This is a genomic window from Streptomyces sp. NPDC041135 (assembly GCF_055592085.1).
Genome location: NZ_JBVIYZ010000015.1, coordinates 66,860 through 86,513 on the forward strand (window position 1 = coordinate 66,860; position 19,654 = coordinate 86,513).

At 76.1% G+C, this 19,654-nt stretch carries 15 protein-coding genes; 2 read left to right on the forward strand and 13 right to left on the reverse strand.

Going from position 1 to position 19,654, the window contains the following annotated elements; translation table 11 throughout:
* Positions 1 to 41 precede the first annotated feature (41 nt).
* Positions 42 to 1,139, forward strand: a complete 1,098-nt coding sequence (locus ACZ6CZ_RS27860; protein WP_469026444.1) for an amidohydrolase family protein — start codon at positions 42 to 44, stop codon at positions 1,137 to 1,139.
* A gap of 233 nt (positions 1,140 to 1,372) precedes the next feature.
* Here ACZ6CZ_RS27860 and cobC read toward each other — a convergent pair whose 3' ends face one another.
* From cobC to cobM, 6 genes are read right to left on the reverse strand one after another with little or no spacing between them, the layout of a single operon-like run.
* Positions 1,373 to 2,500 carry an Rv2231c family pyridoxal phosphate-dependent protein CobC gene (gene cobC / locus ACZ6CZ_RS27865; protein ID WP_469026447.1) on the reverse strand — a complete coding sequence of 376 codons (1,128 nt, stop codon included), beginning with the start codon at positions 2,498 to 2,500 and terminating at the stop codon, positions 1,373 to 1,375.
* Positions 2,490 to 3,434, reverse strand: coding sequence for a sirohydrochlorin chelatase (locus tag ACZ6CZ_RS27870; protein WP_469026450.1), 945 nt, complete (start codon positions 3,432 to 3,434; stop codon positions 2,490 to 2,492). The genes cobC and ACZ6CZ_RS27870 overlap by 11 nt, the downstream gene beginning before the upstream one ends.
* The gene (locus tag ACZ6CZ_RS27875; RefSeq protein ID WP_469026453.1) at positions 3,431 to 4,018 is read right to left on the reverse strand and encodes a precorrin-8X methylmutase; all 588 of its coding nucleotides are present in this window, start codon (positions 4,016 to 4,018) and stop codon (positions 3,431 to 3,433) included. The genes ACZ6CZ_RS27870 and ACZ6CZ_RS27875 overlap by 4 nt, the downstream gene beginning before the upstream one ends.
* Positions 4,015 to 5,790 (reverse strand): precorrin-3B C(17)-methyltransferase, encoded by a 1,776-nt coding sequence (gene cobJ / locus ACZ6CZ_RS27880; protein ID WP_469026456.1) that lies wholly within the window; start codon positions 5,788 to 5,790, stop codon positions 4,015 to 4,017. The genes ACZ6CZ_RS27875 and cobJ overlap by 4 nt, the downstream gene beginning before the upstream one ends.
* Entirely contained in the window at positions 5,787 to 7,034 is a 1,248-nt protein-coding gene (gene cbiE, locus ACZ6CZ_RS27885; RefSeq protein ID WP_469026459.1) for a precorrin-6y C5,15-methyltransferase (decarboxylating) subunit CbiE, read from the reverse strand. The genes cobJ and cbiE overlap by 4 nt, the downstream gene beginning before the upstream one ends.
* Positions 7,031 to 7,849: a precorrin-4 C(11)-methyltransferase gene (gene cobM, locus ACZ6CZ_RS27890; RefSeq protein ID WP_469026462.1), complete on the reverse strand. Its 819-nt coding sequence runs from the start codon at positions 7,847 to 7,849 to the stop codon at positions 7,031 to 7,033. The genes cbiE and cobM overlap by 4 nt, the downstream gene beginning before the upstream one ends.
* A 95-nt stretch (positions 7,850 to 7,944) precedes the next feature.
* Between cobM and ACZ6CZ_RS27895 the strand changes: the two genes are divergently transcribed.
* Complete coding sequence (locus tag ACZ6CZ_RS27895; protein ID WP_469026464.1) at positions 7,945 to 8,673, forward strand: ZIP family metal transporter; 729 nt, start codon at positions 7,945 to 7,947, stop codon at positions 8,671 to 8,673.
* A gap of 47 nt (positions 8,674 to 8,720) precedes the next feature.
* Here ACZ6CZ_RS27895 and cobI read toward each other — a convergent pair whose 3' ends face one another.
* The 7 genes from cobI to ACZ6CZ_RS27930 are packed head-to-tail and all read right to left on the reverse strand — an operon-like array spanning position 8,721 to position 19,583.
* On the reverse strand, positions 8,721 to 9,470 hold the full coding sequence (cobI, locus tag ACZ6CZ_RS27900) for a precorrin-2 C(20)-methyltransferase (RefSeq protein WP_469026467.1): 750 nt from the start codon (positions 9,468 to 9,470) through the stop codon (positions 8,721 to 8,723).
* Complete coding sequence (locus tag ACZ6CZ_RS27905) at positions 9,467 to 10,849, reverse strand: cobyrinate a,c-diamide synthase (protein WP_469026469.1); 1,383 nt, start codon at positions 10,847 to 10,849, stop codon at positions 9,467 to 9,469. The genes cobI and ACZ6CZ_RS27905 overlap by 4 nt, the downstream gene beginning before the upstream one ends.
* Positions 10,843 to 11,442: a cob(I)yrinic acid a,c-diamide adenosyltransferase gene (gene cobO / locus ACZ6CZ_RS27910; RefSeq protein WP_469026471.1), complete on the reverse strand. Its 600-nt coding sequence runs from the start codon at positions 11,440 to 11,442 to the stop codon at positions 10,843 to 10,845. Before cobO ends, ACZ6CZ_RS27905 begins: the two co-directional genes overlap by 7 nt.
* Positions 11,442 to 13,463, reverse strand: coding sequence for a putative cobaltochelatase (locus ACZ6CZ_RS27915; RefSeq protein ID WP_469026474.1), 2,022 nt, complete (start codon positions 13,461 to 13,463; stop codon positions 11,442 to 11,444). Before ACZ6CZ_RS27915 ends, cobO begins: the two co-directional genes overlap by 1 nt.
* Positions 13,460 to 17,113, reverse strand: a complete 3,654-nt coding sequence (cobN, locus tag ACZ6CZ_RS27920; RefSeq protein ID WP_469026476.1) for a cobaltochelatase subunit CobN — start codon at positions 17,111 to 17,113, stop codon at positions 13,460 to 13,462. Before cobN ends, ACZ6CZ_RS27915 begins: the two co-directional genes overlap by 4 nt.
* On the reverse strand, positions 17,110 to 18,642 hold the full coding sequence (locus tag ACZ6CZ_RS27925) for a cobyric acid synthase (protein ID WP_469026479.1): 1,533 nt from the start codon (positions 18,640 to 18,642) through the stop codon (positions 17,110 to 17,112). Before ACZ6CZ_RS27925 ends, cobN begins: the two co-directional genes overlap by 4 nt.
* The gene (locus ACZ6CZ_RS27930; protein WP_469026481.1) at positions 18,639 to 19,583 is read right to left on the reverse strand and encodes a cobalamin biosynthesis protein; all 945 of its coding nucleotides are present in this window, start codon (positions 19,581 to 19,583) and stop codon (positions 18,639 to 18,641) included. The genes ACZ6CZ_RS27925 and ACZ6CZ_RS27930 overlap by 4 nt, the downstream gene beginning before the upstream one ends.
* Between the last annotated feature and the right edge of the window lie 71 nt (positions 19,584 to 19,654).

Here is a 19,654-nt window from a genome sequence, read left to right on the forward strand (position 1 = left end):
CGCCCTCCGGGTACCGCGGGGCAGCCTTTAGGGTGCCGTACATGAGCGATCACTCGGTGCTGCACGTGAAGGGACGGATTCTCGTCGGACCGGGCGCCGACGACGTCCGCGACGACCTGTGGGTGATCGGCGGCCGCGTCTGCTACGAGCGTCCCGCCGGCGCCCGCGACGTCCGGACCGTCGAGGGCTGGGCGCTGCCCGGCCTGGTCGACGCCCACTGCCACGTGGGCCTCGGCGCGCACGGCCCGGTCGGCCCGGACGTGGCCGAGAAGCAGGCGCTGACCGACCGGGACGCCGGCACCCTGCTGATCCGCGACGCGGGCTCGCCCGTCGACACCCACTGGATCGACGAGCGCGCCGACCTGCCGAAGATCATCCGCGCCGGACGCCACATCGCCCGCACCCGCCGCTACATCCGCGACTACGCCCACGAGATCGAGCCGGACCAGCTGGTCGAGTTCGTCGCCCGGGAGGCCCGCCGCGGCGACGGCTGGGTGAAACTGGTCGGCGACTGGATCGACCGCGACCTCGGCGACCTGTCGGCCTGCTGGCCGCGCGAGGCGGTCGAGGCGGCCATCGCCGAGGCCCACCGCCTGGGCGCCCGCGTCACCGCGCACTGCTTCGCCGAGAGCTCCCTGCGCGACCTGGTCGAGGCGGGCATCGACTGCGTCGAACACGCCACTGGTCTGACGGAGGATCTGATCCCGCTGTTCGCGGAGCGCGGCGTGGCGATCGTGCCCACCCTCGTCAACATCGCCACCTTCCCGCGGCTCGCGGACGGCGGCGAGAGCAAGTACCCGCGCTGGTCGGCCCACATGCGCCGGCTGCACGAGCGGCGCTACGACACCGTCCGCGGCGCCTACGACGCCGGCATCCCGGTGTACGTCGGCACCGACGCCGGCGGCTCGCTCGCCCACGGCCTGGTCGCCGCCGAGGTCGCGGAACTGGTCACCGCGGGCATTCCGCCGGCCGAGGCGCTGTCGGCGGCGACCTGGGCCGCCCGCGCCTGGCTGGGCCGCCCCGGCCTCGAGGAGGGCGCCCCGGCGGACCTGGTGGTCTACGAGACCGACCCGCGCGCGGACGTACGGGTGCTGGCGGCGCCGCGCCGGGTGGTGCTCAGGGGGCGGGTCGTGGGGTAGCCGCCGGGAGGCGGCGGACGGGGCGGCCGGAGGGAACGCCTGTGCTCGGTGAATCGCAGAGGCGTGCGGGAACTCCGCGATGGAAGTGACCCACCTTGCCTGACCCTTCACCCGCAGGGCGGGCGGCGCGCTCGCGCTGCTGCTGACCGGCGGGGGAGCGGTCGCCGTGGCCCGCCGCCGCGAGAGCTGACGGCACCCCCGGTGCCTCGGCGACCGCCCCAGGGCGCACCGGCTCAGGCCGTTGACGTCGTCGTCGCCGGGTCGAGTGCCACGGCGAGGGCCCGCAGGAACCCGTCCGCCGTGTCCCGGTCCCGCACCGCCACCCGCAGCCACTCCTCGCCGAGCCCCGGGAACGTGTCCCCCCGGCGCACGGCGTGACCGAGGTCGCGCAGGCGCCGTCGTACCGCGGCGGCGCCCTCCACCCGGATCAGGACGAACGGCCCCTCGGCGGGCTCCACCACGCGCACGCCGCGCTCGCCGAGGGCGCGCAGCCGCGCCACCAGGTGGGCCCGGTCCGCGGCGATCCGGTGCGCCGCGTGCCCGGCCTCGGCCAGCGCCCGGGGTGCCACGCACGCGCGCGCGGCGGCCAGCGCGGGCGTCGACACCGGCCACAGCGGCTGGGCCCGCTCCAGCGCGCCGACGACCTCCGGGGCGGCCAGCACGTACCCGATGCGCAGCCCGGCCAGCCCCCACGTCTTGGTCAGGCTGCGCAGCACGACCAGACCGGGCAGGTCGGTACGCCCGGCCAGCGCCTCCCGCTCACCCGGGACCGCGTCCATGAACGCCTCGTCGACCACCAGCGTGCGCCCGGGACGGGCGAGCGCGGCGATCACCCCGGCCGGGTGCAGCACCGACGTCGGATTCGTCGGGTTGCCGATCACCACCAGGTCCGCGTCCCCGGGCACGGCCGCCGGATCGAGCCGGAAGCCGTCCTCGGCCCGCAGCAGCACCCGGCCCACCGTGTGCCCCGCGTCCCGCAGGGCCGCCTCGGGCTCGGTGAACTGCGGGTGCACCACCACCGGGCGGCGCACCGCCAGCGCCCGGGCCAGCAGCACGAACGCCTCGGCGGCCCCCGCGGTCAGCAGGACCCGGTCCACCGGCAGCCCGTGCCGCGCCGCCACCGCCGCCCGCGCGGCCCGCCCGTCCGGGTAGGCCGCGAGGGACGACAGGGAGGCGGCGATCTCCTCGCGCAGCCAGGGCGGCGGCGTGCCGGCCCGGACGTTGACGGCGAGGTCGACCAGCCCGGCCCCGCCGTCGCGCACCTCGGCGTCCCCGTGATGACGCAGGTCGTGCCCGGTGTCACCGCCGCCGCCACCGGTGCCCGCGCGGCCCGCGCCGGCCGCGGTGCTCTCAGTGCGCATGGCTGTGGGTGTGCCCTCCGTGCCCGTGACCGTGCCCGTGACCGTGCCCGTGGTGGTGGCCGTCGTCGTCCGGGTGGAAGTGCGGCTGCTGCGGCAGACCCACCTTGTCCTCGAAGCCCGGCATCGCTATGCGGTACACGCACGAGTCGCAGTTCATCCGCACATCGCCCCCGACGGCCTCGCGGTAGCGCTCCATCACCAGGTCCAGCAGCTCCGGCTCGGGTCCGATGACGTCCGCCGACCGCACCTCCACCTCCGGGTGCGCGGCCGCCCAGTCCCCGGTCTGCTGCCGCACCCGGTCCGGCAGCACGCCGGTGAACAGGAAGTACGGCAGGACGACGATCCGCCGCGCGCCCAGCCGGGCGCACCGGTCCAGCCCGCTGGGCACGTCCGGCGCCGCCAGCGACACGAACGCCGTCTCCACCCCGGCGTAGCCGCGCCCCTCCCACAGCAGCCGGGCCGCCTTGTAGACCTCGGCGTTGGCGTCCGGGTCGGTGGAGCCGCGGCCGACCAGCAGCACGGTGACGTCCGCCCGGTCCCCGGGGGCCTGCGCCGCGCCGCCCAGCGCCTCGTCCAGGCGCCGCTCCAGCACCTTCAGCAGCGCCGGGTGCGGGCCCAGCGGCCGGCCGTAGGTGTAGGAGATGCCGGTGTGCCGCTCCTTCTCCCGGGCCAGCGCCGCCGGGATGTCGCCCTTGGCGTGCCCGGCCGACACCAGCATCAGCGGCACCGCGGCGAACCGGCGTACGCCCCTGCCGACCAGCTCGGCGACGGCCTCGCCCAGCGGCGGCGGGGACAGCTCGATGAAGCCGCCGGCGACGGGCAGCTCGGGGTGGCGGTGGCCCAGGCGCCGCACGAAGTCCCGGAACGCCTCGGCCCCGGCCTCGTCACGGGTGCCGTGGCCGGCGATGAGCAGAGCGGGCGGCGGGGTGGTCACGATGTCTCCTCAAGTGGAACGGGGTGGTACAGCAGGGCGTTGAGCGCGGCGGCGGCGACCGCCGACCCGCCCTTCTCGGACACGTTGCTCACGGCGGGCAGTCCGCTCGCGCGCAGCGCGGCCTTGGACTCGGCCGCGCCGACGAAGCCGACGGGCAGGCCGATGACGAGCGCGGGGGAGGCGTCCAGGGTGAGCAGCTCCTCCAGGGCGGTCGGCGCGCAGCCGATCACCCACAGGGCGCCGGGCCCGACCTGCTCGTAGGCGAGCCGGACGGCGTGCGCCGAACGCGTCAGCCCGGGGCCCGCGGTGGCGTCCTTCAGCCGGCAGACGGTCTCCCGCCGGGTGATGCCCGCGGCGACCATCTCGACGTCCACCACGACCGGCGCCCCGGCGTGCAGCGCCGCGTGCGCCCGGGTCAGGTCGCCCTCGTCCGTGACGAGGTCGGCCGCGTAGTCCAGGTCGGCGGCGGAGTGGATGACCCGCTCCACCACCGCCCGGGTCAGCGGCGGGAAGTGCGAGGTGTCCAGCCGGGACCGCAGCCGCCGGAAGGACTCCTGCTCGATGGGATGGACCACCCGGTTCACCGGCCGCCCTCCTGTCCCGCGGCCGGACCACCGGTCGCCGCGGAGCCGTCCGTCACCGCGGAGCCGTTCGTCGTGGCGTGCTGCCAGCGATAGCCGCGCGGCGTCACCATGCGCCCGGCGACGGTCCGGGTCGCGGTGTTGCCCACGGTGACGACCGTCATCATGTCGACGGTCGCCGGGTCCAGCGTGCCCAGGGCCGTCACCCGGCCCGACTCGTCCGGCCGCGAGGCGTTGCGTACGACGCCCACCGGCGTGGCCGGGTCCCGGTGCTCCGCGAGGATCGCCAGGGCCTTCGGCAGCTGCCAGTCCCGGCCGCGCGAGCGGGGGTTGTAGAAGGTGACCACGAGGTCGGCCTCGGCGGCCGCGCGTACCCGGCGTTCGATGACCTCCCACGGTGTGTGCAGGTCGGACAGGCTGATCGACACGTGGTCGTGGCCGAGCGGGGCGCCCAGCACCGCCGCGGCCGCGAGCGCCGCGGTGACGCCCGGCACGCCGACCACGTCGATGTCGTCCGAGGCCTCGGCGAGCGCGGGCGACGCCATGGCGTACACCCCCGCGTCGCCGCTGCCGATCAGCGCCACCGCGTGTCCCCGGCGGGCCTCGGCGACCGCCGTGCGGGCCCGCTCCTCCTCCGCGCCGAGCCCGGACTCCAGCACCCGGGTGCCGGGCCGCAGCAGATCGCGGATCTGGTCGACGTACTGGTCCAGCCCGACCAGCACCGAGGCGCGCCGCAGCTCCGCCTCGGCGCGCGGGGTCAGCAGGTCCCGGGCGCCGGGACCGAGCCCGACCACCGCGAGCCGGCCGCGCCCGGGCCGCCGGACGACGGCACAGGTCGCCATCGCCGGGCGCCCGTCCCGCCGTACCGACTTCCGCTTGGGCACGAGGAGTTCGCCGCCGCGCAGCAGGGCGGCGGCCTCGGCGACCGAGGGGGTGCCGACCGCAGCGAGGGGCGCGTCGGAGGGGTGGGGCACCGCGACCGCGGCCAGCGCCTGCGCCGGGTACGTCACCAGGGGCACCCCGAGCCGTTCGGCGGCCGCGACGATGCCGGGCTCGCCGGACTTGGCGTCGACGGTGGCGAGTTCGGCGACGGACGCCGCCGACAGACCGGCCTCCCGCAGCGCGTCCTCGATAAGGCCGAGCACCTCCGCCGCGGGCACCTCCGTGGCCGAGCCGACCCCGACGACCAGCGACGGCGGCCGCAGCAGCACCTCCCGGGCGCCGGGCGCGACGGCCCGGTCCGTCACCCGGACGGTGTACGCGCCGGGCGCCGCCGACTCCGGGGGGACCGTCGGCAGGGGCGGCAGCGGCCAGGGCACCTCGGCCTCCAGCACGACGTCCTCGCCGTCCAGCAGCGCCCGCGAGACCGCCGCCACGGCGCCCTCGGCGGGCAACCCGAGGTCGTCGAGCCCGGGCAGCCCGGCCGCGTCGGTCGCGGTCGTCACCACGGGCTGTGCGCCCAGCACCGAGGCGGTCTCGCGGGCGAGCCGGTTGGCACCGCCGCCGTGCCCGCCCAGCAGCGACACGGCGAACCGTCCGGCCTCGTCGACGCAGACCACGCCCGGGTCGGCCGCCTTGCCCCGCAGCAGCGGCGCGACCAGCCGGACCACCGCCCCCGTGGCCAGGAAGCACACCAGCTGCTCGCACTCCGCGAACGCCCGCCGGACGGCGTCCTTGACGTCGCCCTCGTACACGCGCGTGCGCTCCGGCCACGCGGCCGCCAGCCGGTCCCGCGCCAGCGCCCCCGCCGCGGTGGCGGAAATCAGGCCGATCACTGAGCAACTCCTTCGATGTCGTCGGACGCCGGGGGCCGCACACCCCACAGCAGGAAAACCGGATTGGCCGCCGCGAGGCGGGTCACGTCGCCGGGCAGCGGTGCCAGGCGCGACGACTGCAACAGCACGCCGTCGCAGTCGAACCCGGCGGCCGTGAGCGCCTCGCGCGCCACCGGCACCCGGTCCAGGGCGGCCACGGCGACCACCACCGTCCGCCGGGCCCGCCGCGCGCACGCGGCGACCACGGCGGGCAGCTCGCGGCCCCCGCCGCCGACGAACACGGCGTCGGGGTCGGGCAGGGCGGCCAGCGCGTCCGGTGCCGTGCCGTGGACCACGTCCACGTCGACGCCGTGCGCGGCCGCGTTGGCTCGGACCCGCGCGACGCCGTCCGCGCTCTTCTCCACGGCGACGGCGGCGGCGCCCAGCCGGGCGCACTCCACCGCCACCGAGCCCGAGCCCGCGCCGACGTCCCACACCAGCTCGCCCAGGCGCGGCCCGAGCCGGGCCAGTGCCAGCGCCCGCACCTCGAACTTGGTGATCATCGAGTCGCGGTGGGCGAACTCGTCCTCCGCCAGCGCCCAGCGCGCCGGCCGCCCGGGCACCCCGGCGACCGTGCGCGGCCCGCCCAGCGCCCGCCGCTCGTCCAGGCAGAGCACGACGCTCACCGCCGTCCCCCAGTCGCGGGCCGCGGCCTCGGCGGGCGTCACCCGCTCCACGCGCTCGCGCAGCGGATCGCCGAGCGCGCTCGCCACCACCAGCACCCGCCCCCCGGGCAGCGCGGCGCCCAGCTCGGCCGGACCCGCCCCGGGCCCGGTCAGCACGGCGACCTTCGGGTGCGCCCGGCACACGTTGACGGCCGTACGCAGCTCCCGCCCGTGCGCGCTGACCACGACCGCGTCGTCCCAGGGCAGCCCGAGCCGGGCGAAGGCGGTGGCCACGGAGGACACCCCGGGCCGCACGTCCAGCCGGCCGGGGCCGAACCGCTCGGCCAGCGCCCGCACGATCCCGAAGAACCCCGGGTCCCCGGAGGCCAGCACCACGACCGGCAGCTCCTTGCCCAGGTACTCCCCGACCGTGTCCAGGGCGGGCGCCAGCGGCCCGAGCACCACCTGCCGGGCACCCTCCGGCAGCCGTACGGCGTCCAGGTGCCGCCGGCCGCCGACGACCAGCCGGGCCCCGGCCAGGACGTCCGGCGGACAGGGCGCCCCCGTGCCCGTGCCGACGACCGTGATCGCCGGGGTCATGTGCTCGCCCCGCGCTCGCGCAGCTCCCGGCGCGCCTCGGGGTCGGCCTTGCGGAAGCCGTGGAAGTGGCCGGGGTGGTACAGGTGCGAGCGGGTGCCGTGGGCGTCCAGGGCCGGGCCGACCAGGAACAGCGTGTGCTTCCACAGCTTGTGCTCCTTGACCGTCTCCTCCAGCGTGCCGATGGTGCAGCGCACCACCAGCTCCTCCGGCCAGGTCACCTGGTGGGCGACGACGACCGGGGTGGTGGCCGGGTAGCCGCCCTCCAGCAGCTCCCGCACCAGCTGGCCGCTGCGGGCGGCGGACAGGAAGACCGCCATGGTGGTGCCGTGCCGGGCGAACTCGCGCACCTCCTCACCGGGCGGCATCGGCGTCTTGCCGCCGCCCAGCCGGGTCAGCACGACCGACTGCGCCACCTCCGGGACGGTCAGCTCGCGCTGCGCGATGGCGGCGACGGCGGAGAAGGACGACACCCCGGGCACGATCTCCGTCGCGATGCCGATCTCGGCGCACCGGTCCAGCTGCTCCTGCGTGCCGCCCCACAGCGCCGGGTCGCCGGAGTGGATACGGGCCACCCGCAGGCCGTCCGCGCGGGCCCGCCGGTAGACGGCCACGACGTCCTCCAGGGACAGCACCGCCGAGTCCAGGATCTCCGCGTCCTCGCGCGCGTGCTGGAGGACCTCCGCCTGGACCAGGCTGGCCGCCCAGATCACCACGTCGGCTTCGGCGATGGCGCGCGCGGCCCGGAACGTCAGCAGGTCGGCGGCGCCGGGGCCGGCCCCGACGAAGGTCACCTTGCCGGTGGGGGCATCGGCCATGGGAAGAGGTCCTCTCATGCGAAATATCACAGTGTGGTCGGATTGGTACGTGGCCGGATGTGCGCGATCGGGGGTCGATCGGATAGCAAGGGCCCATGGCGGTCTTCGTCGCGCTCGGCGCGTTCCTGATGACGCTGGCCGGCGGCTGGACGGCACAGCGCGTGACCGACCGTCGCCACCTGGTGCTGGGCCTGGCGGGCGGTCTGATGCTGGGCGTGGTCGGCCTGGACCTGCTGCCGGAGGCGCTGCGCGCGGCCGGCCAGGAGGTGTTCGGCGTGCCGGCGGCCCTGCTGCTGTTCGTGACCGGTTTCCTGCTGGCCCATCTGGTGGAACGGCTGCTCGCCGTCCGCCAGGCCGCCCACGGCGGTGAGGAGCACGGCCACCGGGTGCCCGAGGTGGGCCTCACGGCGGCGGGCGCCATGGTCGGTCACAGCGCCATGGACGGCGTGGCGATCGGCGCGGCCTTCCAGGTGGGCGGCGGCATGGGCGCGACCGTGGCGCTGGCCGTCATCGCCCACGACTTCGCCGACGGCTTCAACACCTTCACCCTCACCAGCCTCTACGGCAACGCCCGCCGCCGAGCGGTCGCCATGCTGGTGGCGGACGCCTGCGCACCCGTCCTGGGCGCCCTGTCGACCGCCCTGTTCACCATCCCGGAGGGGGTGCTCGGCGGCTATCTCGCCCTCTTCGGCGGCGTACTGCTCTATCTCGCGGCCGCCGAGATCCTGCCCGAGGCCCACCACGAACACGCCGCCCGCTCGACCGTGCTGTGCACGGTGGCCGGCGCGGCGCTGATCTGGCTGCTGGTGGGCCTCTCCGGCTGACCGCGGGACCGGCCGTACGGCCGCCCGGGTCCGCAGCGGGGGACGGTTCACAGCTTGCCGCCCCGGCCGCCCTCGCGCCGCGGCGGCGCGATGAGCGTGGAGAGGTACGGCAGCGGCTGACCGGCCAGTTCCGCGGCCGGGCGCACCGACTCCTCGGGCAGCCCGAGCGCCGAGCCCCACACCGCGTCCCCGAGCCGCCCGGTCTCCCGCAGCGCCTCGGCGACCTCCGCGGCCTGCCGCCCGAACTTGTAGGCCACGACCGTCCCCGGCCCGGCGAGGGCCTCCTTCAGCACGGCCGAACCCGCGGTGACCGGCACCAGCGTCAGCGGTTCGGTGCCCTCGGTCAGGACCGCCCCCGAGCGCGCGGCGAGGTCCTGCATGGCGGTGATCCCGGGCACCGTCTCCACCACCACGCCCGGCACCAGCCCGGCGATCGTCTGCGCGAGATAGGTGAACGTCGAGTACACGTTGGGGTCGCCGATGGTCGCGAAGGCGACGCACCCCCGGCCGCGCAGCAGCTGAGCCACCCGCTCGCCGGCCACGTCCCAGGCGGCCTCGCGGCGCGCCCGGTCGCTGCGCTCGTTCAGCGCGAACACCACCCGCACCACCTTCTCGGCGGGCACGTAGTGCAGCACGGTCGCCTCCGCGCGCCCGCGCTCACCGCCGTCCGTCCCGTCGGCCGCGGCCATCACCGGGACGACCACGACGTCCGCCGCCCGCAGGGCGTTGACCCCCTTGACGGTCACCAGCTCCGGGTCCCCGGGACCGACCCCGACTCCGATCAGCCTGCTGCTCATGACGTCCGGCACCTCTCCACGAACCGACGGGCCGCACCGGGCTCGGACGCCCAGTGCGTGTGCAGATAACTCGCGTGCACGCCCTGCTGCACGAAACCTTCGACGCGCCGCTCGGGGGCGCGCACGCCCCAGGCGGGCGCCGCTCCCGCGCCGGGCCCGACCACCGTGCGGTGGAACTCGTGCCCGCGCATCCGGGTCCCGGCCGCCGCGAGCACGCTGTCGCCGACGGCGACGGCGTCCCGGTAGCCGAGGGTCAGCCGCCCGGTCATCCGGGCGGCGGCGTCCAGCACCCCGCACATCGGCCGCCCGTCCAGCTCCCGGCACAGGTAGAGCAGCCCGGCGCACTCCGCGGCGACCGGCGCGCCGCTCAGGGCCAGGGCGGCGACGGCCGTGCGCAGCGGCTCGTTGGCGGACAGCTCGGCGGCGTACACCTCGGGGAAGCCGCCGCCGATCACCAGCCCGGCCGTCCCCTCCGGGAGCCGCTCGTCGCGCAGCGGATCGAAGGGCACGACGTCGGCACCGGCGGCCCGCAGCAGCTCGGTGTGCTCGGCGTAGGAGAACGTGAACGCCTCCCCGCCGGCCACCGCCACCACCGGCCGGTCCGGGCGGCCGGCGCCCGCCGCCCCGGCCGGGTCCAGCGCCCCGGCCGGGTCCCAGGCGTCGTCCGGCAGCGCGCCCGCACCGCGCGCCAGCGCGACCAGCGCGTCCAGGTCGCAGCCGGCCGAGACCTGCGCCGCCATCGCGGCCACAGCCTCCACCGCCTGCTCCCGCCGCTCGGCGGCCGGCACCAGCCCCAGGTGCCGCGACGGCACGTCCACCTGCGCGACCCGCCGCAGCACGCCCAGCACGGGCACCCCGGCGCCGTCCAGCGCCTCCCGCAGCAGCTCCTCGTGCCGGTCCGACGCCACCTTGTTCAGGATCACGCCGCCGATCCGCACCCCCGGGTCCCAGGACGCGAAGCCGTGCACCAGCGCCGCCACCGACCGCGACTGCGACGACGCGTCCACCACCAGCACCACCGGCGCCCGCAGCAGCTTCGCCACCTGGGCGGTGGAGGCCAGCTCACCCTCCCCGGCGGCCCCGTCGTACAGCCCCATCACGCCCTCGACGACCGCGATGTCGCAGCCGCGCGCCCCGTGCAGGAACAGCGGGGCGACCAGCTCCGGCCCGCACAGGTAGGCGTCGAGGTTGCGCCCGGGCCGCCCGGTGGCGAGCGCGTGGTAGCCGGGGTCGATGTAGTCCGGCCCGACCTTGTGCGGGGAGACGGCGAGCCCCCGCCCGGTCAGCGCCGCCATCAGCCCCGTGGCCACGGTGGTCTTGCCGCTGCCGGACGACGGCGCGGCGACGACCAGCCGGGGCACCGGGGCGGAGGTCACCACTCGATGCCCCTCTGCCCCTTCTGCCCGGCGTCCATCGGGTGCTTCACCTTGGACATGTCGGTGACGAGGTCGGCGAACTCCACCAGCGCCGCGGGCGCGTTCCGCCCGGTGATCACGACGTGCTGGGTCCCGGGCCGGTCGCGCAGCACCCGCACGACCTCGTCGGTGTCGACCCAGCCCCAGTGCATCGGGTAGGCGAACTCGTCCAGCACGTACAGCCGGTACGTCTCGGCGGCCAGGTCCCGCTTGACCTGCTCCCAGCCCTCGCGGGCCTTCTCCTCGTTGTCCAGCTGCTGGTCCCGCTGGACCCAGGACCACCCCTCGCCCATCTTGTGCCAGTCGACGCTGCCGCCCTCGCCGGAGGCGCCGAGCACGCGCAGCGCGTTCTCCTCGCCGACCTTCCACTTCGCCGACTTGACGAACTGGAACACCCCGATCGGCCACCCCTGGTTCCAGGCGCGCAGCGCCAGCCCGAACGCGGCGGTCGACTTGCCCTTGCCGACGCCCGTGTGGACGACGACCAGCGGCCGGTTGCGGCGCTGCCGGGTCGTCAGCCCGTCGTCCGGTACGGCACTCGGCTGTCCCTGCGGCATTACGCGGCCCTCCTCGACGTCCCCTGCACATCCCTGACCAGCCCGGCGATCGCGTCCGCCCGCAGTTCCCCGAGCGTCACCGCCGTACCCGCGAGGTCCTGGGCGAGCCGTCCGGCCAGCCCCAGCCGCACGGGTCCCGACTCGCAGTCCACCACCACGGAGGCGACCGAGCCGGCCGCCAGCAGCCGGGCCGCCCGCCCCGCCAGCGCGACCGGCTCCGGGCCACCGGTGGCCCGTCCGTCGGTCACCACCACCACCAGCGCCCGCCGCGCCGGGTCCCGCAGCCGCTCCACCCGCAGCACCTCGTGGGCGCGCAGCAGCCCGGCGGCCAGCGGTGTCCGGCCCCCGGTGGGCAGCGACTGCAGCCGGGCCGCCGCCGCGTCCACCGAGGAGGTGGGCGGCAGGGCGACCTGCGCGTCCGCGCCGCGGAAGGTCACCAGGGCCACCTTGTCCCGCCGCTGATAGGCGTCCAGCAGCAGCGACAGCACGGCGCCCTTCACCGCGCTCATCCGCTGCCGCGCCGCCATCGACCCGGAGGCGTCCACCACGAACAGCACCAGGTTGCCCTCGCGCCCCTCACGGACCGCCTGCCGCAGGTCGTCCCGGCGCACCACCAGACCCGGCCCGGACCGGCCCCGCGCCCGCTGGTGCGGAGCGGCGGCCCGCACGGTCGCCGCCAGGTGCAGCTTGGTCAGCGCGCCGCGCGGGCGCCGGGCCCCGGTGGTCCGCCCGTGCTCGGTCCGCGCCCGGGACCGCCGGCCCGCGGCGCCCTCGCCGACGCCGGGCACGCTCAGCGCCTTGGCGCGGAACGGCTCGGCGGCCGCCACCGGCGCCTGCTCGCCCGCTCCCGCGCCGCGCGGCTCCCCGTCCGCGCCGGCCTCGGGGCGTGCGGCGCCGTCACCGCCCGCCGGACCCTCGCCGCCCCGCGGCGGCTGTCCGCCACCGCCGCCTTCCGGCCCGTCTGGGCCGTCGGGATCGGGGTCGGGGTCGGGGTCGTCGTCGCCGGGGGAGCCGGCGAACTGCTCCAGCGTCTCGTCCAGCTTGTCCTCGTCCAGCCCGGGCGCGTCGAAGGGATTGCGCCGCCTGCGGTGGGGCAGCGCCAGCAGCGCCGCCTGCCGCACGTCCTCGGCGAGCACGTCCGTCCGCCCGGCCCAGGCGGCCAGCGCGGTCGCGGTCCGGGCCATCACGATGTCCGCCCGCATGCCGTCCACCTCGAACGCCGCGCAGGTCGCCGCGATCTGCCGCAGCGCCCCGTCGCCCAGCCGCACCGACGGCAGCAGCTCCCGCGCCGCCGTGATCCGCGCCCGTACGGCGCCCTCCTCCGCGGCCCACCGGGCGGCGAAGGCGGCGGGGTCGTCGTCGTACGCCAGCCGCCGCCGCACGACCTCCACGCGCTGCTCCGGCTCCCGCGACGCGGCCACCTCGACGGTCAGCCCGAACCGGTCCAGCAGCTGCGGCCGCAGCTCGCCCTCCTCCGGGTTCATCGTGCCGACCAGCAGGAAACGCGCCGCGTGCCGTACGGAGACGCCCTCGCGCTCGACGTAGGAGGCGCCCATCGCGGCCGCGTCGAGCAGCAGGTCGACCAGGTGGTCGTGGAGCAGGTTGACCTCGTCGACGTAGAGGATGCCGCGGTGCGCGGCGGCCAGCAGCCCCGGCTCGAAGGCCTTCACGCCCTCGGCGAGGGCCCGTTCGATGTCGAGGGCGCCGACCAGCCGGTCCTCGGAGGCGCCGACCGGCAGCTCCACCATGCGCGCCGGACGCGACCCGGAGGCTCCCGGCTCGTGCGGCCCGTCCGGGCACGCCGGGTCCGGCGCCGCGGGGTCGCAGGAGAAGCGGCAGCCGGTCACCACGTCCACCGGGGGCAGCAGCGCCGAGAGCGCGCGCACCGCCGTGGACTTGGCGGTGCCCTTCTCGCCGCGCACCAGCACCCCGCCGACGGCGGGGCTCACGGCGTTGAGCAGCAGCGCCAGACGCAGGTCGTCCTGTCCGACGACGGCCGTGAACGGAAAGGGAGTGGTCACTTCTCGTCGCCCTCCAGGTCGCCTTCCAGCTCCAGGTACGTCTCCCGCAGCCGTTCCAGGGTGTCCGCGTCCGGCTCGGCCCACAGGCCCCGGTCGGCCGCCTCCAGCAGCCGCTCGGTGATGCCGCGCAGCGCCCACGGGTTGGACTGCTTCATGAAGTCCCGGTTCTCGGCGTCGAAGACGTACTCCGCCGACAACTTCTCGTACATCCAGTCGTCCACGACCCCGGCCGTGGCGTCGTAGCCGAACAGGTAGTCCACGGTCGCCGCCATCTCGAAGGCGCCCTTGTAGCCGTGCCGGCGCATCGCCGCCATCCAGCGCGGGTTGACCACCCGGGCGCGGAACACCCGGTGCGTCTCCTCGCCGAGCGTGCGGGTCCTCACCTGGTCCGGGACGGCGGAGTCGCCGACGTAGGCCTCGGGGCTCGCGCCCGTCAGGTGCCGCACCATGGCCACCATGCCCCCGTGGTACTGGAAGTAGTCGTCCGCGTCGACCAGGTCGTGCTCGCGCGTGTCGACGTTCTTCGCCGCCACCGCGATCCGCCGGAACGCCGTCTCCATGTCGCCGCGGGCGGCCCGCCCGTCCAGCCCGCGCCCGTAGGCGTAGCCGCCCCACACCGCGTACACCTCGGCGAGGTCCGCGTCCGAGCGCCAGTTGCGGGCGTCGATCAGCGGCAGCAGACCGGCGCCGTACGCGCCCGGCTTGGAGCCGAAGACCCGTGCCGTGGCCCGGCGCCGGTCGCCGTGCTCGGCGGTGTCCGCGTCGGCGTGCGCCTTCACGAAGTTGGACTCGGGCGGCTCGTCCAGCTCGGCCACCGCCCGCACCGCGTCGTCGATGAGCCCCACCACGTGCGGGAAGGCGTCGCGGAAGAACCCGGAGATGCGGACCGTGACGTCGATGCGCGGCCGGCCCAGTTCGGCCGGCGGGACGATCTCGAAGCCGGTGACCCGGCGCGAGGCGTCGTCCCAGACCGGGCGGCAGCCCAGCAGCGCCAGGATCTCCGCGATGTCGTCGCCCTGGGTGCGCATCGCGGACGTGCCCCAGACCGTCAGGCCGACCGACGTCGGGTACCCGCCGGTGTCCTGGAGGTAGCGCTGCACCAGCGAGTCCGCGAGCGACTGCCCGACCTCCCAGCTGAGCCGGGAGGGGATCGCCTTGGGGTCGACGGAGTAGAAGTTGCGGCCGGTCGGCAGGACGTTGACCAGACCGCGCGTCGGCGATCCCGACGGGCCCGCGGGGACGTAACCGCCGTCCAGGGCCCGCAGGATGTGACCGATCTCGTCGCCGGTGCGGGCCAGCCGGGGCACCACCTCGGTGCAGGCGAACTCCAGCACGGCCTGCGCGTCGGCGAGTTCCGTGCCCAGCACCTCGCGCACCAGCGCGCCGCACTCCGCCGCCGCCCAGCCGCGCTCCTCCAGGCCCTGCGCGAACCGCCGGCACAGCTGCTCCAGCAGGTCGACGGCGTCGGCGGCCGTCCGGCCCGGCCCCGCCACCAGGTCCGTCAGTTCCGCGGGCACCTTCAGCGGCGCGCCCGGCTCGGCCAGCAGCTCCTTCTCCACCAGCCCGAAGTGGGCGGCGAGCGAGGCCCGCAGACCGGGCAGCGCGTTCGCCTGCCCGCCCCACACCTGGGAGGCGCGCAGCACGGCCAGCACCAGGTTCACCCGCGGCTCGCCCACCGGGCCGCCGCCCAGGATGTGCAGGCCGTCGCGGATCTGGACGTCCTTGATCTCGCACAGGTAGCCGTCGATGTGCATGACGAACTCGTCGAACGCCTCGTCGTCGGGCTGGTCGTCCACGTGCAGGTCGTGGTGCAGCTCGGCCGCCTTCACCAGCGTCCAGATCTGCGCGCGTACGGCCGGTGCCTTGGCCGGGTCCAGGTCGGAGACGAGCGCGTACTCGTCGAGCAGCTGCTCCAGCTTGGCCAGGTCGCCGTAGGTGTCGGCCCGCGCCATCGGCGGCACGAGGTGGTCGACGACCGTGGCGTGCCCGCGCCGCTTGGCCTGGGTGCCCTCGCCGGGGTCGTTGACGATGAACGGGTAGACGAGGGGGAGTTCGCCGAGCACGGCGTCGGGGGCGCAGCCGGCGCCGAGGCCGAGTCCCTTGCCCGGCAGCCACTCCATCGTGCCGTGCTTGCCCATGTGCACGATCGCGTCGGCGCCGAAGCTGTTCTCCAGCCACCGGTAGGCCGCCAGGTAGTGGTGCGAGGGCGGCATGTCGGGGTCGTGGTAGATCGCGATCGGGTTCTCCCCGAAGCCGCGCGGCGGCTGGATCATGACGACGACGTTCCCGAACCGCAGGGAGGCGAGCACGATGTCGTCGCCGTCGACGTAGAGGCTGCCGGGCGGCTCGCCCCAGGCCTCCAGCATCCCCTCGCGCAGGGCCGGGTCGAGCGTGTCGAACCACGCCCGGTAGTCGGCGAGCGGCACGCGCGCGGGCGCGGCGGCCAGCTGCTCCTCGGTCAGCCACTCCACGTCGTGGCCGCCGGCCGCGATGAGCCGGTGGATCAGCTCGTCGCCGCCCGCCGGGTACTCGGTCAGGGAGTACCCGGCCTCCCGCAGCGCGTCCAGCACCCGTACCGCCGAGGCGGGCGTGTCCAGTCCCACGGCGTTGCCGACCCGGGAGTGCTTGGTCGGGTAGGCGGTGAAGACGAGCGCGAGCTTCTTCTCGGCGTTCGGCTTGTGCCGCAGCCGGGCGTGGCGTACGGCGATGCCGGCGACCCGCGCGGCCCGCTCGGGGTCGGCGACGTACACGGGGACGTCGTCCGGCCCCTGCTCCTTGAAGGAGAACGGCACGGTGATCAGCCGTCCGTCGAACTCCGGGATGGCGACCTGCATGGCCGCGTCCATCGGGGAGAGGGCGGCGTCCGACTCCGCCCAGGCGGCCCGGGACGAGGTGAGGCACAGCCCTTGCAGCACCGGCACGTCCAGGTCGGCCAGCGCACCGATGTCCCACGCCTCCTCGTCCCCGCCCGCCGACGCCTGCGAGGCGTGCGTGCCGCCCGCGGCCAGCACGGTGGCGACCAGGGCGTCGGCGCGGCCGAGGATGTCGTACAGCCCGGTGTCCGCGCCGCGCAGCGAACCGCAGTACACCGGCAGGGCGTTGGCGCCGCGCGCCTCGATCGCGTCGCACAGGGTGTCCACGAAGGCGGTGTTGCCGCTGAGTTCGTGGGCCCGGTAGAAGAGCACGCCGACGGTGGGGCGGCCCTCGACGGCGGGCCGGTCGCCGTGCACGCCGAACTCGGGCATCTTCTGCGGCTCGACGAACCCCTCACCCGTCAGCAGCACGGTGTCCGACAGGAACCGGGCCAGCTCGGTCAGGTTCTCCGGGCCGCCCTCGACCAGGTACCGCAGCGCCTCCGCGACGACGCCGGCCGGCGCCGACGACTCGGCCATCAGCTCGGCGTCCGGGACGCTCTCGCCGCCCAGGAGGACGGTCGGGACGCCGGAGGCCCTCAGCCGGGCCAGCCCGTCCTCCCAGGCCCGCTTCCCGCCGAGCAGCCGTACGACGGCGATGCCGGCGCCCTCCAGGAGGGCGGGCAGCTCCTGTGCCACGTCCACCCGGGTCGGGTTGGCGATGCGGTAGGAGGCGCCGGAGGCCCGGGCCGCCAGCAGATCCGTGTCGGCGGTGGACAACAACAACACTGTGCTCATGCGGGCGCTCCCGGTGGAATGAAAGGCAGTCCTTGCGGCGCGCCCGACTCGATGAGCCGCCAGAGCGCGTCGGTGTCCGCGTGCTGTTCGATCAGGTCGCCGAGCCGGTCCAGCTGCTCCTCGCGCAGCGCGGCGAAGGAGGTGTCCGGGGCCGGCACGAACCGGCGGCCCGCGGCGGCCGCCACCTCGCGCAGGAAGGCGCGCCGGAAGCCGTCCGACTCCAGCGATCCGTGCCAGTGCGTGCCCCAGGTCTGCCCGACGCGGCAGCCGTCGAGGGGGTGTCCGCCGGCGTCGCGCAGGAACGCCTCGCCGCCGCCGACCTCGGCGACCCCGTGGTGGATCTCGTACCCCTCGACCCGCTCGCCGAGGGCTTCGCCCACGGGCCGGGTGAGGGTCTTCTCGCGGGCGAACCGCACCCGCACGGGCAGGATGCCGAGCCCTTCGACGTGACCCTGGCGGCTCTCCACGTCGTCCTCGATGTGCTCGCCGAGGATCTGGAAGCCCCCGCAGACGCCGAGTACGGGCCGTCCTTCGGCGGCCCGGCGCGCGACGGCCGCCGCGAGCCCCCGCTCCCGCAGCCACTTCAGGGCCCGTACGGTCCCCCGGGTGCCGGGGATGACGACGAGGTCGGCGTCGGCCAGCTCCTCCGGCCGGTCCACGAACCGCACCACGACGCCCGGTTCGGCGGCCAGCGCGTCGACGTCGGTGAAGTTGGACATCAGCGGGATCGCGCAGACGGCGACCCGCAGCACGTCCTCACCGACGGGCGGGGCGGTGCTGGACTCCCGGACGGTCCCGCGCAGGGAGACCCGCAGCCCGTCCTCCTCGTCGATCCCGAGGCCGTGCCGGAAGGGCAGCACGCCGTAGGTGCGCCGTCCGGTGAGCCCGTGCAGCATGTCCAGCCCCGGCTCCAGCAGCGACACGTCACCGCGGAACTTGTTGACCAGGAAGCCGGCGACCAGCTCCTGGTCCTCGGGGGAGAGCAGCGCGACGGTGCCGAAGAAGGAGGCGAAGACGCCGCCGCGGTCGATGTCGCCGACCACGAGCACGGGCAGCCGGGCGCCCCGCGCGATCCCCATGTTCACGATGTCGGTGCGCCGCAGATTGATCTCCGAGGGCGAACCGGCCCCCTCGCAGATCACCGCGTCGTAGGTGCCGCGCAGCTCGGCGAGGCAGTCCAGCACGGTGCCCAGCAGCCGCTGCTGGCGCCCGCCGTGGTAGCCGCGGGCGCTCAGCTCGCCCACCGGCCTGCCCAGCAGCACCACTTGGCTGCTCTGTTCGCCACCGGGCTTGAGCAGCACGGGATTCATCCGCGCGGTCGGCTCGATGCGGCAGGCCTGGGCCTGCATGGCCTGCGCCCGGCCGATCTCCGCGCCCTCCCGCGTGACGAAGGAGTTCAGCGACATGTTCTGCGCCTTGAACGGCGCGACCTTCACGCCCTGCCGCACCAGCCACCGGCAGATCCCGGCCGTCACGACGCTCTTGCCGGCGTCGGAGGTGGTGCCGGCGACCAGGAGCCCGCCGCTCATCCGCACCGTCCTTTCCCGAGGAGGCGCGCGGCGGCCGTGACGCCGAGCGCGAGCAGCTGGACACGGCGCGAGAGCCGCACGGCCCGGTCGACGTCGGTGACCCGGACGGCGCGTCCGGCGTCCCCGTTGAGCACGGGCCGGTGTTCGACGCGCCCGGCGTAGGAGAGCGTGCCGCCCAGCCGCACCCCGAGCGCTCCCGCGAACGAGGCCTCCACGGGGCCCGCGTTGGGGCTGGGGTGGCGGTGCGCGTCGGCCTTCCAGGCCCGCAGCGCGCCGCGCGGGTCGGGCCCGGCGAGGGCGGCGAGGGCGGCGGTCAGCCGGGCCCCGGGCCATCCGGCGAGGTCGTCGAGGCGGGCGGAGGCCCAGCCGTAGCGCCGGTAGCGGGGCGAGCGGTGCCCGACCATCGCGTCGAGCGTGTTCACCGCGCGGAAGCCCAGCAGCCCCGGCACTCCGGCGGCGGCGCCCCACACCAGGGCGCCCACGACGGCGTCGGAGGTGTTCTCGGCGACGGACTCCACGACCGCCCGGGCGATCCCGTCGGCGTCCAGGGTCTGCGGGTCGCGGCCGCACAGGTGCGGCAGCCGGGCCCGCGCGGCGGCCAGGTCGCCCGCCTCCAGGGCGCGTCCGACGGCCCGGGCCTCCCGGGCGAGCGAGGTGCCGCCGACGACGGCCCAGGTGGCGGCGCCGGTCAGGGCGACGGAGGCGGCGGGGGAGCGGCGTACGGCGCGTTCGGCCAGCACACCGAGGGCGACGGCGCCACCGGCGCACACGGCGGTGTGCAGCACGCCCCGGCCGCGGTGGTCGCGCCACAGCACCCGTTCCACGGCGCCGGCCGCCCGTCCGAACACGGCGACCGGATGCCCGCGGCGGGGGTCGCCGAGGAGCAGGTCACCGAGGAGGCCGGCGGCGGCGCCGTACGCGAAGACGCGATCGGCACCCATCGGCTCAGCCGGCCGTGGGGTCGGGTACGGCGGGGAGCGCGGGCCTGGTGCTGAGCCTCGATCGGCAGCCG

Excerpts from the sequence above, each read along its gene's own strand:
- cobI (WP_469026467.1), bottom strand. The coding sequence starts at position 9,470 with ATGAGCAGCAGGCTGATCGGAGTCGGGGTCGGTCCCGGGGACCCGGAG.
- ACZ6CZ_RS27860 (WP_469026444.1), top strand. The coding sequence starts at position 42 with ATGAGCGATCACTCGGTGCTGCACGTGAAGGGACGGATTCTCGTCGGA.
- ACZ6CZ_RS27930 (WP_469026481.1), bottom strand. The coding sequence starts at position 19,583 with ATGGGTGCCGATCGCGTCTTCGCGTACGGCGCCGCCGCCGGCCTCCTC.
- cobM (WP_469026462.1), bottom strand. The coding sequence starts at position 7,849 with ATGGCCGATGCCCCCACCGGCAAGGTGACCTTCGTCGGGGCCGGCCCC.
- cobO (WP_469026471.1), bottom strand. The coding sequence starts at position 11,442 with ATGCCGCAGGGACAGCCGAGTGCCGTACCGGACGACGGGCTGACGACC.
- ACZ6CZ_RS27925 (WP_469026479.1), bottom strand. The coding sequence starts at position 18,642 with ATGAGCGGCGGGCTCCTGGTCGCCGGCACCACCTCCGACGCCGGCAAG.
- cobN (WP_469026476.1), bottom strand. The coding sequence starts at position 17,113 with ATGAGCACAGTGTTGTTGTTGTCCACCGCCGACACGGATCTGCTGGCG.
- ACZ6CZ_RS27895 (WP_469026464.1), top strand. The coding sequence starts at position 7,945 with ATGGCGGTCTTCGTCGCGCTCGGCGCGTTCCTGATGACGCTGGCCGGC.
- cbiE (WP_469026459.1), bottom strand. The coding sequence starts at position 7,034 with ATGACCCCGGCGATCACGGTCGTCGGCACGGGCACGGGGGCGCCCTGT.
- cobC (WP_469026447.1), bottom strand. The coding sequence starts at position 2,500 with ATGCGCACTGAGAGCACCGCGGCCGGCGCGGGCCGCGCGGGCACCGGT.